The 13,711-nt window shown below is 63.5% G+C and carries 11 protein-coding genes; 7 read left to right on the top strand and 4 right to left on the bottom strand.

Annotated features, from left to right (window positions below; translation table 11 throughout):
- Nucleotides 1–9 precede the first annotated feature (9 nt).
- The 4 genes from garD to kdgD form a co-directional block, all read right to left on the bottom strand.
- The gene (garD, locus tag J7655_RS05820; RefSeq protein ID WP_230926952.1) at nt 10–1,566 is read right to left on the bottom strand and encodes a galactarate dehydratase; all 1,557 of its coding nucleotides are present in this window, start codon (nt 1,564–1,566) and stop codon (nt 10–12) included.
- 22 nt (nt 1,567–1,588) lie between these two features.
- Nucleotides 1,589–2,914 (bottom strand): MFS transporter, encoded by a 1,326-nt coding sequence (locus J7655_RS05815; RefSeq protein WP_230926951.1) that lies wholly within the window; start codon nt 2,912–2,914, stop codon nt 1,589–1,591.
- 148 nt (nt 2,915–3,062) lie between these two features.
- Nucleotides 3,063–4,412 carry a glucarate dehydratase gene (gene gudD, locus J7655_RS05810; RefSeq protein ID WP_230926950.1) on the bottom strand — a complete coding sequence of 450 codons (1,350 nt, stop codon included), beginning with the start codon at nt 4,410–4,412 and terminating at the stop codon, nt 3,063–3,065.
- Between the two features lie 108 nt (nt 4,413–4,520).
- A complete protein-coding gene (gene kdgD, locus J7655_RS05805; RefSeq protein ID WP_230926949.1) occupies nt 4,521–5,432 on the bottom strand; it encodes a 5-dehydro-4-deoxyglucarate dehydratase in 912 nt (303 codons plus the stop codon).
- Nucleotides 5,433–5,758: 326 nt separating this feature from the next.
- Here kdgD and J7655_RS05800 point away from each other — a divergent pair, with 326 nt between their 5' ends.
- The 7 genes from J7655_RS05800 (at nt 5,759) to J7655_RS05770 (ending at nt 13,641) form a co-directional block, all read left to right on the top strand.
- On the top strand, nt 5,759–5,923 hold the full coding sequence (locus J7655_RS05800) for a hypothetical protein (protein ID WP_230926948.1): 165 nt from the start codon (nt 5,759–5,761) through the stop codon (nt 5,921–5,923).
- A 56-nt stretch (nt 5,924–5,979) separates the two neighbouring features.
- Nucleotides 5,980–7,374 (top strand): enolase C-terminal domain-like protein, encoded by a 1,395-nt coding sequence (locus tag J7655_RS05795; RefSeq protein WP_230926947.1) that lies wholly within the window; start codon nt 5,980–5,982, stop codon nt 7,372–7,374.
- Nucleotides 7,375–7,409: 35 nt separating this feature from the next.
- Entirely contained in the window at nt 7,410–8,387 is a 978-nt protein-coding gene (locus J7655_RS05790) for a tripartite tricarboxylate transporter substrate binding protein (RefSeq protein WP_230926946.1), read from the top strand.
- Nucleotides 8,388–8,453: 66 nt separating this feature from the next.
- A complete protein-coding gene (locus J7655_RS05785) occupies nt 8,454–8,960 on the top strand; it encodes a tripartite tricarboxylate transporter TctB family protein (RefSeq protein WP_230926945.1) in 507 nt (168 codons plus the stop codon).
- A gap of 9 nt (nt 8,961–8,969) precedes the next feature.
- On the top strand, nt 8,970–10,490 hold the full coding sequence (locus J7655_RS05780) for a tripartite tricarboxylate transporter permease (protein WP_230926944.1): 1,521 nt from the start codon (nt 8,970–8,972) through the stop codon (nt 10,488–10,490).
- A gap of 236 nt (nt 10,491–10,726) precedes the next feature.
- Nucleotides 10,727–12,352: a methyl-accepting chemotaxis protein gene (locus tag J7655_RS05775; protein ID WP_230926943.1), complete on the top strand. Its 1,626-nt coding sequence runs from the start codon at nt 10,727–10,729 to the stop codon at nt 12,350–12,352.
- A gap of 146 nt (nt 12,353–12,498) precedes the next feature.
- A complete protein-coding gene (locus tag J7655_RS05770) occupies nt 12,499–13,641 on the top strand; it encodes an efflux RND transporter periplasmic adaptor subunit (RefSeq protein WP_230926942.1) in 1,143 nt (380 codons plus the stop codon).
- Nucleotides 13,642–13,711: the final 70 nt, after the last annotated feature.

The raw sequence follows: 13,711 nt of genomic DNA, 5'->3' as shown, positions 1-13,711 counted from the left end.
ATCCCCCGTTCAGGTCACCGGCGCCGGGTTGAACAGTACCAGATCGTTATGCAGACGCAGGCGTTCGGCGCAGGTCTGCTGACGACCGCTGGCCACGTCCAGGTAGAGCTGAAAGATATGCCAACCCATTTCCTCCAGCGTCATGCGCCCGGAAACGATCTGCCCGGCGTCGACGTCGATCAGATCCGGCCAGCGCTCGGCCAGTTGGGTGCGTGTGGCCACCTTGATCACCGGCACCATGGACAGGCCATAAGGCGTGCCACGACCGGTGGTGAAGATATGCAGGTTCATGCCCGCCGCCAGTTGCAGGGTGCCGCAGATGAAGTCGCTGGCCGGCGTGGCGCAGAACCACAGGCCCTTGCCACGAATGCGCTCGCCCGGTGCGACGACGCCGGCAATCGGGCTGTTGCCGGACTTGGCGATCGAACCCATGGCCTTCTCGACGATGTTGTTCAGCCCGCCCTTCTTGTTGCCCGGCGTGGTGTTGGCGCTGCGGTCGGCCATGCCGCGCGCAAGGTAGCGGTCGTACCAGTCCATCTCGCGGATCAATGCATCGGCGACTTCCACGCTGGCCGCACGCGGGGTCAGCAGGTGAATGCCGTCACGCACTTCGGTGTTCTCGGAGAACATCACTGTGGCACCGGCGCGCACCAGCAGGTCGGCAGCCACGCCGAGCGCCGGGTTGGCGGTGATTCCGGAGAAGGCATCGCTGCCGCCGCACTGCATGCCAACCACCAGCTCGGAAGCCGGTACGGTCTCACGGCGACGCTGATCGAGCACCTTCAGGCGATCTTCGATCATGCCCATGATCTGCTCGACCATGCCGGTGAAACCGGTGCCGGAATCCTGCAGGCGGAACAGCCAATCTTCCTCGTCCATGCCGTTGGTGAGCGGGTCACCATCCATCAACTGGTTGGCTTGCAGCTTCTCGCAGCCGAGGCTGATCACCAGCGCCTGGCCACCCAGGTTGGGGTTGCGGCTGATGTTGTAAAGCGTACGGATCGGCACCACCGCGTCCGGCGCGTTGATCGCCACGCCGCAGCCGTAGCTGTGCGACAGCGCCACGACGTCGTCGACGTTGGGGTATTTGGGCAGGACTTCCTTGCGCACGCGCTCGACCACGTGATCGAGCACGCCGACCACGCACTGCACGGTGGTGGTCACGCCGAGGATGTTACGGGTGCCGACGCTGCCGTCCGGGTTGCGGAAGCCTTCGAAGGCGTAGCCCTCCAGCGGCTCGCCGGGCGTGGCCTTGATGGTCGCCTTGGGCAGGTTGTCCAGAACCGGCGGCTCAGGCATGCGCAGCACCTGCTCGGTGACCCAGCTGCCGGCAGCGATGGGCTTGAGGGCGTAACCGATGACCTCGCCATAGCGCACCACCTCGCCACCTTCGGCGATATCCAGCAGCGCCACCTTGTGGCTCTGCGGAATGCCTTCAATAGCCGTCAGGCCATCGTCGAACTGGCCGCCCGCGGCAACGCCCTGGTCATTGACCACCACGCCGACGTTGTCGGCCGGGTGCAGGCGGATGTAACGAGGCGAATCCTGATGGGGAATCAACTGCATGACGCTTGCTCCTGTTGTGCGTTCAGGATGTCGAGCCAGACGTGGCGTCCAGCTCGACCCTGTGAATTTGGCCGACGATCAGGCCGAAGCTGACGACCGCCAGCAGGGCATTGAGACCGACATAGACCAATGCCCCATCGAAAGAACCGGTATGACTGACCAGGTAGCCGATGACGATGGGTGTGGTGATCGCTGCCAGGTTGCCGAAGGTGTTGAACAGCCCGCCGGACAAGCCAAGGATCTGCCGTGGCGAGGTGTCCGCCACCAGCGTCCAGCCCAGCGAGCCGAGGCCCTTGCCGAAGAAGGCCAGGGCCATCAGCGCCACCACGGCCGTGTCGCTCTCGACATAGATGCACAGCACCACGGCGCTCGACAGCAACAGACCGAGCACCATCGGCAGTTTGCGCGCCAGAGTCAGAGAGTGGCCGCGGCGCAGCATGCCGTCGGACAGCAGCCCGCCGAGCACGCCACCGACGCAACCGCTGATGGCCGGCAAGGCGGCGGCGAAACCGGCGCCGAGAATGCTCATGCCGCGCGCCTGCACCAGGTAGACCGGAAACCAGGTGAGAAAGAAGTAGGTAATGGCGTTGTTGCAATACTGGCCAAGGTAGATGCCAATCATCGTGCGCTGGCGCAGCAGCAGGCCTAGGTAGCGCCACTGCGAACCGCCGCTACCGCCGCGCTGCCCTTCCAGATCGATCAGCGCCCCGCCCTGCTCCAGGTGGGCCAGCTCGGCTGCGCCGATGCGCGGATGCTGACGCGGGCCGTGCAGCTGTTTGAGCCAAACGAACGACAGCGCCAGGCCCAGGCAGCCGAGCACAATGAACACCGCTTGCCAGCCCATGGTTTGCACCACCCAGCCCATCAACGGTGCGAACAACGCCGTGGCGGCGTACTGCGCCGAACTGGAGATGGCCGTGGCAGTAGCGCGCTCGGCGGTGGGAAACCAGGAGGCGATGATCCGCGCGTTGCCGGGAAAGCACGGCGCGCTGGCAAAGCCCACCAGCAGCCGCAGCAGGAACATCGAGGTCACCGCCCAGGTGCCCGGCAGCCAGCCGACGAAGCCCTGCAGCAGAGTCAGCGCCGACCAGATGAACAGCGCCAAGGTGTACACCGGCTTGGTGCCGAAGCGGTCGAACAGCCAACCGCCGGGAATCTGCCCGATCACGTAGGCCCAACCGAATGCCGAAAAGATGTAGCCGAGCGTCACCGCGTCGATGCCCAGGCCAGCCTGCATCGCCGAACCGGCGACCGACAGACTGGAGCGATCGGCAAAGGTGATGGTGGTGACCAGAAACAGCATCAGCAAGATGCTGTAGCGCACACGACCCGGTTTGGCATCTGGCATCGGCAAGGCTCGCGAGACAGCAGGAAAGGCTAAGCCCGAAGGTGAGCAGGACACCCGTAGGGTGGGCTTCAGCCCACCAGTTGTAGTCAAGGTGGGCTGAAGCCCACCCTACGGGACAGTAGGATCACGGAACGGTGTCAGGCCTGACTCAACGCACCAGGCAGGGCTTCTTGTTATTGAAGGTCCAACCCGGGATCAGGTACTGCATGGCGATGGCGTCATCGCGCGAACCCAGGCCCTTGGCCTTGTACAGCTCATGCGCCTTGGCCAGTGCATCCCAATCCAGCTCGACGCCGAGGCCCGGCGTTTTCGGCACCTGAACCAGGCCACCTTCGATGCGCAACGGGTTGCGCGTCAGATACTGGCCGTCCTGCCAGATCCAGTGGGTATCGATGGCGGTAACTCGGCCCGGCGCCGCCGCGGCGACGTGGGTGAACATGGCCAGGGAGATGTCGAAGTGGTTGTTCGAATGCGAGCCCCAGGTCAAGCCCCAGTCGTTGCACATCTGTGCCACGCGCACGGAACCGGCCATGGTCCAGAAGTGCGGGTCGGCCAATGGGATATCCACCGATTGCAGGGAGATGGTGTGACCCATCTGCCGCCAGTCGGTGGCGATCATGTTGGTCGCGGTCGGCAGGCCGGTGGCACGACGGAACTCGGCCATCACTTCACGACCGGAGTAACCGTTCTCGGCGCCACACGGGTCTTCGGCATAGGCCAGCACGCCATGCAGGTCGCGGCACAGGGCAATGGCCTCGTCCAGCGACCAGCCGCCATTCGGGTCGAGCGTCACACGGGCATTGGGGAAACGCGCGGCCAGGGCACGAATGGCCTCGACCTCGGCCTCGCCATGCAGCACACCGCCCTTGAGCTTGAAGTCGTTGAAGCCATAGCGCGCATGCGCGGCCTCGGCCTGGCGAACGATAGCCTCGGGGGTCAGCGCGGTCTGGTTGCGCACGCGCTCCCAGTTGTCATCGGCGTCGCGCTCATCGCGGTAGCCGAGATCGGTCTTGTCCTTGTCACCGACGAAGAACAGATAACCGAGCATTTCCACCGCATCGCGCTGCTGGCCTTCGCCGAGCAGTGCAGCCACCGGCACACCGAGATGCTGGCCGAGCAGGTCGAGCAACGCCGACTCCAGCGCGGTGACGGCATGGATGGTGATGCGCAGGTCGAAGGTCTGCAGGCCACGGCCACCGGAATCACGATCAGCGAAGGCGCGGCGCACCTGATTGAGCAAGGCGTTGTAGTTACCGACTGGCTGGCCAACGAGGATCGAGCGGGCGTCTTCGAGGGTCTGGCGAATGCCCTCGCCGCCGGGGACTTCGCCGACACCGACATGGCCGGCGCTGTCCTTGAGAATGAGGATGTTGCGGGTGAAGTAAGGACCGTGGGCACCGCTCAGATTGAGCAGCATGCTGTCGTAACCTGCGACCGGTACGACTTGCAGCTCGGTGATCAGCGGAGTGCCGACGGCGGCAGGAATCTGTGAAGTCATGAGCGTTACCCTGTTGTTCTTATGCGGGTTCGACAATGGTTCAGCAAAGCGCCCGGCTTGCCGGAACGCGACTGGGCCGCTCGCCGCAGCAAGCGGCCCTCTGCGCTATTACTGCGCGCCCTGCGCTTCGATCAGCTTGGCCAGCGCTTCGTACTCGTCCGGCAGCAGATCGGTCAGCGGCGCACGTACCGGGCCGGCGTCGTAACCGACGATCCTGGCGCCAGCCTTGACGATGCTCACGGCATAGCCGGCCTTGCGGTTGCGGATGTCCAGGTACGGCAGGAAGAAATCGTCGATCAGCTTGCCAACGGTGGCGTGATCTTCGGCGGCGATGGCGCGGTAGAAGTCCATGGCGGTTTTCGGGATGAAGTTGAACACGGCCGAGGAATACACCGGAACACCCAGCGCTCGGTAAGCCGCCGCGTAGACTTCAGCGGTCGGCAGGCCGCCGAGGTAAGTCAGGCGCTCGCCCAGGCGACGACGGATCGACACCATCAGTTCGATGTCGCCCAGGCCGTCCTTGTAGCCGATCAGGTTCGGGCAACGCTCGGCCAGTTGCTCCAGCAGAGTGGCATTGAGGCGGCAGACGTTACGGTTGTAGATCACCACGCCGATCTTCACCGACTTGCACACTTGTTCGACGTGAGCGGCAACACCGTCCTGGGATGCTTCGGTCAGGTAGTGCGGCAGCAGCAGCAGGCCCTTGGCGCCCAGGCGCTCGGCTTCCTGCGCCATCTGGATGGCCACGCGAGTCGGGCCGCCGACACCCGCCAGGATCGGTACGGAATTCTCGCAGGTATCTACGGCAGTCTTGATCACGGCGCTGTATTCGTCCGGCGCCAGGGAGAAGAACTCGCCCGTACCGCCAGCAGCGAACAATGCAGACGCACCGTAAGGCGCCAGCCACTCGAGGCGGCGGATATAGCCTGCCTGGTTGAAATCACCAGCGGCATCGAAGTCGGTCACCGGGAAAGACAGCAGACCAGAGGAGAGGATGGACTTCAGTTCTTGTGGATTCATTATGCGAACACCCTGTAAAGCGAGTTGTGAGGAATAGCGTCAGCCGCAGCTGTAGAGATACGTTATCGTACAACAATAAAAAAAACACTACTTTTTATATCGCCCGTTCGTCGAACGATTCAGCCACCCTCGCCCGCCTCGCCGGAAACCGCGACACAAGCGCAAAGCTCAGACTAGAGCAGGCTCCATGATCACACCAGAAGAAATGGCAGCGCAATCATCAGTAGTCATGAGTGGCGTTGACAGGTCAGGAACGGGCTGGTACTAATTCCACCAAGTCATACGACAACCTATGACATCCCAATAAAAACAAACGAGATCAGGTCATGTCACAGACCTTCACCGCCGCCCTGCCCTGTCATCGATCTGGTCATTGCACCGATGCCAGCAGCCGCCCGAACAGCGTAATCCGCACGGGCTTCGTTGCCGTCTTTGCCCAGGCTCCTGCTTGCTGCTGTGAGGATCGCACGATGATCCCCGTGCACGACTGAACCCTACCTTCGCCATTGCGGCCGAGGGCCGCGCCAGTTTCGGAGCCCCAGCCAAGATGTACGAAGCCACCCGCAGCAGCACACCCCAGATCGTCGAAATGCAGGTCATTCCGGTCGCAGGTTACGACAGCATGCTGCTCAACCTGTGCGGCGCCCACGCCCCCTACTTCACCCGCAATCTGGTACTGCTCAAGGACAATGCCGGCAACACTGGTTGCGGCGAAGTGCCGGGGGGTGAAGGGATCCGCCAGGCGCTGGAGCGCTGTCGCGAACGGGTGATCGGTCACCCCATTGGCCGCTACAACCGCATTCTCAATAGCCTACGCCAAATCATCGCCGGCCCGACCAAGGGGCCGCAGACCACCCAGCACCAGGTCACCTCGGAATCCGAAGCGCGCGTGCTCAAGCAACCGCACGAGATCAACCTGCGCCTGGACAACGTGATCACCGCGGTCGAAGCCGCGCTGCTCGATCTGCTCGGCCAGCACCTGGGCGTGCCTGCCTGCGAACTGCTTGGCAGCGGCCAGCAGCGCGATCAGGTACCGATGCTCGCCTACCTCTTTTATATCGGTGATCGTCAGCGCACCGACCTGCCCTACCTTGCCGGCAAAGGCTCGGCGGACGACTGGTACCACCTGCGCCATCAGGCCGCACTGACGCCAGAGGCCATCACCCGTCTGGCCGAAGCGGCGCATGCGCGCTACGGCTTCAACGACTTCAAGCTCAAGGGCGGCGTGATGCGCGGCACCGAGGAGATGGACGCGATCCGCGCAATCAAGGCGCGCTTCCCCGATGCGCGCGTCACCCTCGATCCCAATGGCGCCTGGTCGCTAGATGAAGCCATCGCCCTGTGCCAAGGCCAGAACCATGTGCTGGCCTACGCCGAAGATCCTTGCGGCCCGGAGAATGGCTACTCGGGGCGCGAGATCATGGCCGAGTTCAAGCGCGCCACCGGCATTCCCACCGCCACCAACATGGTCGCCACCGACTGGCGGCAGATGGGCCACTCGTTGCGCCTGGAAGCCGTCGACATCCCCCTGGCCGACCCGCACTTCTGGACCATGCAGGGCGCCGTACGCCTCGGCCAAGTGTGCGAGGAATTCGGCCTGACCTGGGGCTCGCATTCCAATAACCACTTCGACATTTCCCTGGCCATGTTCACCCATGCCGCTGCGGCGGTACCGGGTCGCGTCACCGCCATCGACACCCACTGGATCTGGCAGGAAGGCGAAGAGCGTCTGACTCGCGAGCCGCTGCAGATCATCGGCGGCCAGGTGCAGGTGCCCGACAAGCCCGGCCTGGGTATCGAGCCGGACATGCAGCGGATCATGGCCGCTCACGCGCTTTACAAGAAAGTGGCCAATGGCGCGCGTGACGACGCCATGGCCATGCAGTACCTGGTTCCGGGTTGGCAATACCACCCGAAACGTCCCAGCCTCGGCCGCGACTGACTCGCGCGGCTGTCATCCCAACCCGGAGTATTCCAATGAAAAAAACATTCCGCGCCTCCCTCCTTGCTGCCCTGGTCGGAATGGGTGCCCTGGCCACTCATTCCGCCACCTTCGCCGATGAGGTCAAATGGCCGACTCGTCCGGTGCAAGTGGTGGTGATCGCCAACCCTGGCGGCGACACCGACTTCAACGCCCGCATGATGGCCAAATACTTCAACGAGATCACCGGCAAGACCATGGTGGTGACCAACGTCGCCGGCGGCGGTGGCACCCTGGCGGCTGAGCAGGTCAAGGGCGCTGCGCCGGATGGCAACACCATCCTCTTCACCCACCCGGGCCAGTTGATCGTCAACGAAGTGGCCGGGCTGACCGAAGACAGCTATGAAGTCTTCGACGTTGCCTGCATCGCCGGCGTCGACAAGAGCACCGTATTCGTCGCTTCCAAACAGTCCGGTGTGACCAGCATGCAGGATCTGGTCGACAAGTCGAAAACCAACCCGGGCAGCATCACCTACGGCACCGAGATGGGCAGCTTCTCCCACCTGCAGGGCCTGATGCTGGAAAAACTCACTGGCGCCAAGCTGAAGATGGTCGACGGCGGCACCGTGGCCGACCGCGTGGTTGGCATGCTTGGCGGTCGTCTGGACATGGGCGCCATCACCTATGGCTCGGTACAGGACTACGTGCAGGGCGGGCAGATGGTCGCACTGGGCCAACCCAACGCCGAGCGCAACGCCATGCTCGGCGAGGTTCCGACCCTCAAGGAGCAGGGCCTCGACATCACCATGGACAAGCCCTACGTGGTGGCCTTCCCGAAAGGCACCGATCCGGCGATCGTGAAGAAGATGTCCGACATCATGCAGCAGATCACCGAGCTGCCTGCCTACGCTGAAGACCTGAAGAAGTTCAAGCAGCCGGTCGCGTTCTATGGCACCGAAGAGGCCAGGCAGATCCTGGCCAAGACCCGCGAAGACTTCATGCAGTTCAAGGATGAACTGCGCACGGCCAAGTAAGCCATAACGCAGCGCTGGCCCAACCGATTCGGGCCGGCGCTGCGCCTCAGAACATCGAGGTACGCGATGAACACCCTGAACAAGAAAGAACTGATCATCGGCCTTGCCATGCTCGGCGCCAGCCTTACCTATCTGGTACTGGCACAACAGCTGCCTGGGCATGATGGCGTCGATGCGGCCACCGTGCCGAAACTGCTGGCCGGTTTCCTGTGCTTACTGGGCCTGATGCAACTGGTTAGCGCCTTCGCCAAACCCAAGGACGCCGCCGAACCTGCCAGCTCGCAGCCGGCAGAAACCGAAGAGCCGGCGGCTGAAATCGTCGAACCCAAGACCGTCATCAAGACACTCGGCCTGATCCTTGGCTACATGGCCCTGCTCGGCCCGGTGGGCTTCCCGATCATGACCGTGGTTTACCTGTATCTGCAGTTCCTCGTGCTGACCCCGATAAACCAGAAAGCCAGGCACCTGACCTATCTGCTGATCGCCGTTATCTGCTCTGCGCTCATTTTCCTGCTGTTCCGCGAGGCCTTCGATCTGTTGCTGCCCGCTGGCCTGCTGAACGACTACCTCTGAGGATCGACCATGCTCGAATTACTGCAGCAAGGCTTCGGTGCCGTCTTTTCACTGAACATCATGATGCTGATGGCCGTCGGTGTGGCCATGGGCATCGTCTTCGGCGCCGTGCCCGGCCTGTCCGCCACCATGGCCGTGGCGCTGTGCCTGCCGCTGACCTTCACCATGGGCCCGCAAGCGGGTCTGTCACTGCTGGTCGCATTGTTCATCGGCGCCACATCCGGTGGTTTGATCTCGGCGATCCTGCTGAAGATTCCGGGAACACCCTCTTCGATCGCCACGGTGTTCGATGGCGGTCCGCTGATGGAACAGGGCCACGGCGTCAAGGCGCTGGGCGTCGGCATCGTGTTCTCCTTTCTCGGTACCATCTTCAGTATCGTCGCGCTGATGTTCATCGCCCCGCAGTTGGCCAAGGTCGCCCTGAGCTTCGGCCCGCATGAATACTTCGCCATCGCCGTATTCTCCCTGACCCTGATCGCCACCCTGTCGGCCGGTTCCATGGTCAAGGGCCTGTTCGCCGGTGCGCTGGGTATCGCGGTATCCACCGTCGGCATCGCACCAGTGGAAGCGGTGCGCCGCTTCACCTTCGGCTTCAGCGAGCTCAATGGCGGTTTCTCCATGCTCACCGTGATGATCGGCATGTTCGCCGTCGCCGAGATCATCAAGCTCGCGGAAACCGGCCGCCATGCCGTGCAGGGCAAGGCCAAGTCGGTGAGCATGAAGAACATCAAGGGCTTCGGCTTCTCGCTCAAGGAATTTCGCGAGCAACTACCCAACGCCGGTCGCTCCGGCCTGATCGGCCTGGGTATCGGCATCCTGCCGGGCATCGGTGCGGGCACCTCGAACCTGGTGTCCTACATCATCGCCAAGAAACGCGCGAAAGACGGTCACACCTATGGCAAGGGCAACATCGGCGGCGTGGTCGCCAGTGAAACGGCCAACAACGCCGGTATCGGCGGCGCCATGATGCCGCTGATGACCCTGGGCATTCCCGGCGACACCGTCACCGCGATCATGCTCGGCGGCTTCCTGATCCACGGCATCCAGCCCGGCCCACTGCTGTTCATCAGCCAGGGACCGCTGGTGTACACCATCTTCGCCGCGCTGATCGTCGCCACCTTCATGATGCTGTTCATGGAGTTCTACGGCCTGCGCCTGTTCGTCAAGCTGCTCGATGTGCCCAAGCACATCCTGCTGCCGATCATTCTCGTGCTGTGCGTGGTCGGTGCCTTCGGCCTGTCCAGCCGCCTGTTCGACGTCTGGTCGATCCTGCTGTTCGGCCTGCTCGGCTACGCCTTCGTCAAGGCCGGCATGCCGGCGGCGCCGTTCATCATCGGCTTCATCCTCGGGCCGATGGCCGAGACCAACCTGCGTCGCGGCCTGATGCTGTCGGACGGCAGCTTTGCCGAGTTCTTCACCAATCCGATTGCCGGCACCTTCCTCGGTCTGGCCCTGGCCTTCGTGCTCTGGCAGGTATTCAGCGCGCTACGTCCCAAACCCAGCGCGATCAACGAAATCCTGCGTACCTGATCCACACCGCCGCCCCTCAGCCCAGGGGCGGCTTCCTTTCCCTCGCGTCGTCGCGGCAAGCGTGCCGCTGCTACTCGGCACGAAGCGATGCTCGCCCAGGCACCACTGAAGCTGCCCTCCCGGCTACGAGCTCACTACCTGAGCAACGTAACCTGTCTAGACATGTCACAAATCTGCAATATTCATCTTCTACGCTGAGCATGTCCCGCTACGCCTGACTTCCGAGGCATACCATCATGCTCCTGCAAAAATCCCTGCGCGCGCAGATTCTCGCTCTGCTCGGCGGCAGCCTGACGCTGATTCTGGTCACCGCCCTGGCCTGTTTCAGCTTCCTTTCCAGTGGTATGCAGTCCTATCGCAGCCTGCTCGACGGCCCAGTGGAGTCGTCACGACTGATCGACGCGGCCAACGTCGAGTTCAAGATTCAGGTGCAGGAATGGAAGAACGTCCTGCTGCGCGGCCAGGACAGCGCCAATCTGCAGCGCTACTGGAGCCAGTTCGAAGCGCAGGAACGCAAGGTGCAGGACATCCTCGGCCAGTTGATTCAGCTTGCCGCGACCGATGCGACGCTGAAAACCCAGGTCGAACGCCTGCGTAGCGAGCATCAGGCGCTGGGCAGTAACTACCGCAAGGGCCGTGACGCCTTCGTCGCAGCAGGTGCCGATGCACAGGCGGGTGATACAGCGGTCAAGGGTATCGACCGCGCGACCAGCGAGCAGATGACGACCCTGGTCGAGCAGTTGCGCCGGGACAGCCTGAACCAGGCCGAACAGATCAATGCCAGCGCCGCTCGCACCATTCTCAGCGGCACCCTCGTGATGCTGGCTGCCGCCTTGATCATCACCCTGTTCAGCCTGTGGCTGATAAACCGCAATCTGATCACGCCTATCCGCCACCTGATCGGTCATGTCGACCAGCTCAGCCAAGGCCGCTTCGGCCTACGCGTGGAGAGCAACCGCCAGGATGAACTGGGCCTGCTGGCCCGCGCTGCGAATACCCTGCGCGACTTTCTCGCCAGCACCAGCGAGCGCCTGCGGCAGAGCTCGCAGAACCTCGACAGCGCCAGCCATGAGTTGAACGCCATCGCCTCGCGCATGACCGAAGGTGTCAGTGAGCAGTTCGAACGCACCGATCAGGTCGCCACGGCCATGCACGAAATGTCCGCCACGGCCCAGGAAGTAGCACGGCATGCTGCAGATGCCGCGCACGCGGCCAACGATGCCGACGACGCGGCCCGCCAGGGCAGCACGGTGATGCAGTCGACCATCGCCACCATGACCGACATTCGTGGCGAGATCGCCAATACCGCCGAGGTGATCCGTCGCCTGGAAAGCGATAGCGGGCGCATCGGCAAGGTGCTGGAGGTGATCCGTGGCATCGCCGAGCAGACCAACCTGCTGGCGCTCAACGCCGCCATCGAGGCAGCCCGTGCCGGCGAACAGGGCCGGGGCTTTGCCGTGGTCGCCGACGAGGTGCGTCATCTGGCTCAGCGCACAGCCGAGTCCACTGCCGAAATCCATCAGATCATCGACACCGTACAGAGTGGCGCGCTGAATGCCGTACGGGCCATCGACAGTGGTCAGCAACGCAGCGAACAGGGCGTGGCCCAGGTCACCGAGGCCGGCGCCATGCTGCTGCGCATCACCGAGGCGGTGGAAGCCATCCGCGACATGAACCGGCAGATCGCCACGGCAGCCGAGGAACAGACCTCGGTGGCCGAGGACATCTCGCGCAACCTCACCGAGCTGACCGCCATTGCCAGTGCCAATCAGGACAACGTCGAAGGCACGCAGAGGGCCAGCCGCAACCTGCACGACATGTCCGGACAACTGGGCGAAGTGACCCGCCGCCTGGGCTCCTAAGGTTATTGCCGAGGCGGTACAGGGACGTACCGGGCAGGTTCTGCGACAGAGGCGAGCGAGGCGCTTTGACAGCGCTACGAACTGGCACTAATGTGCTTCTCTTGCCTATTCCCAGGCTCCTCTCCCGCTTGCCAAGGAAACGGAATATGTTGCTCCGTCGCATGTTCATCATGCTCGGCGTGGTACTCGTCGTGGTACTCGCGCTCGCCGCCTACAAAGGTTTCTCCATCTACCAGCAGATCCAGATGTTCTCGGCGCCGCAGCCGGCCATCAGCGTGTCTGCCGCCCACGCCGAAGAGCAGCCATGGCAGGGCCGCCTGCCGGCCATCGGTACGCTCAAGGCATTTCAGGGGGTGGACCTGGCCGCCGAGGTGGACGGTATCGTCCGCGAGGTGATGTTCGAGTCCGGGCAGAAGGTCGCCCAGGGCCAACCGCTGATCCAGCTCGACAGCGAAGTGGAACGCGCCAGCCTGGCCACCGCCGAAGCCGAGCGCAGCCTGGCGCAGGTCGAGTTCGAGCGCGGGCGCAGCCTGGTCAGCCGGCAGAACATCTCCAAGAGCGAGTTCGACCGCCTGTCCTCGACCCTGCAGAAGGCCAGCGCCAGCGTTGCCCAGTTCAAGGCGCAGTTGGACAAGAAACGCATCAGCGCACCGTTCGCCGGCACCATCGGCATTCGCCAGGTCGACACTGGCGACTACCTCTCGCCGGGCGCCACCATCGCCACCCTGCAAGACCTGTCGCGCCTGCACGTCGACTTCTTCCTGCCCGAGCAGCGCGCGCCACAGTTGCAGGTCGGCCAGCCGGTTCGCCTGAGCGTCGCCGCCTACCCTGACGAGCAGTTCGAGGGGCGCATCGCCGCGATCAACCCCAAGGTGGAGAACGAGACCCGCAACCTGCAGGTGCGCGCCACCCTGAGCAACCCGGACGAGAAGCTGCTACCGGGTATGTTCGCCAACCTCGAAGTGCTGCTGGCGGATGACCAGCCACGCATCGTCGTGCCGGAAACCGCCGTCACCTACACCCTCTACGGCAACTCGGTGTACGTGGTGAAGGAAAAACAGGACGACGACGGCAAGGCGGTCAAAGATGCAGATGGCGCGACCGCGTTGGTCGTCGAGCGGCGCTTCGTCGAGACCGGCGAGCGCCGCGCGGGCCGAGTAGTGATCAGCAAGGGGCTGACAGCCGGCGAGCAGGTGGTCACCTCCGGCCAGCTCAAGCTGGACAACGGTGCGCACGTCGTCATCGTCGATGATCCGGCGCTGCCACTGAAGGCAGACACCGAACGCTAAAACCTGCCGGAGCGAGCGCTGCGCTCAAGAGTTGCGCCAGTAAAGCTCGCGCCTACGCCCAGGCCGCCAC

Origin of the sequence: Pseudomonas wenzhouensis (assembly GCF_021029445.1) — a bacterium.
In the GTDB taxonomy this organism is placed as follows: domain Bacteria; phylum Pseudomonadota; class Gammaproteobacteria; order Pseudomonadales; family Pseudomonadaceae; genus Aquipseudomonas; species Aquipseudomonas wenzhouensis.
This window is presented reverse-complemented; position numbering and strand designations above follow the sequence as displayed.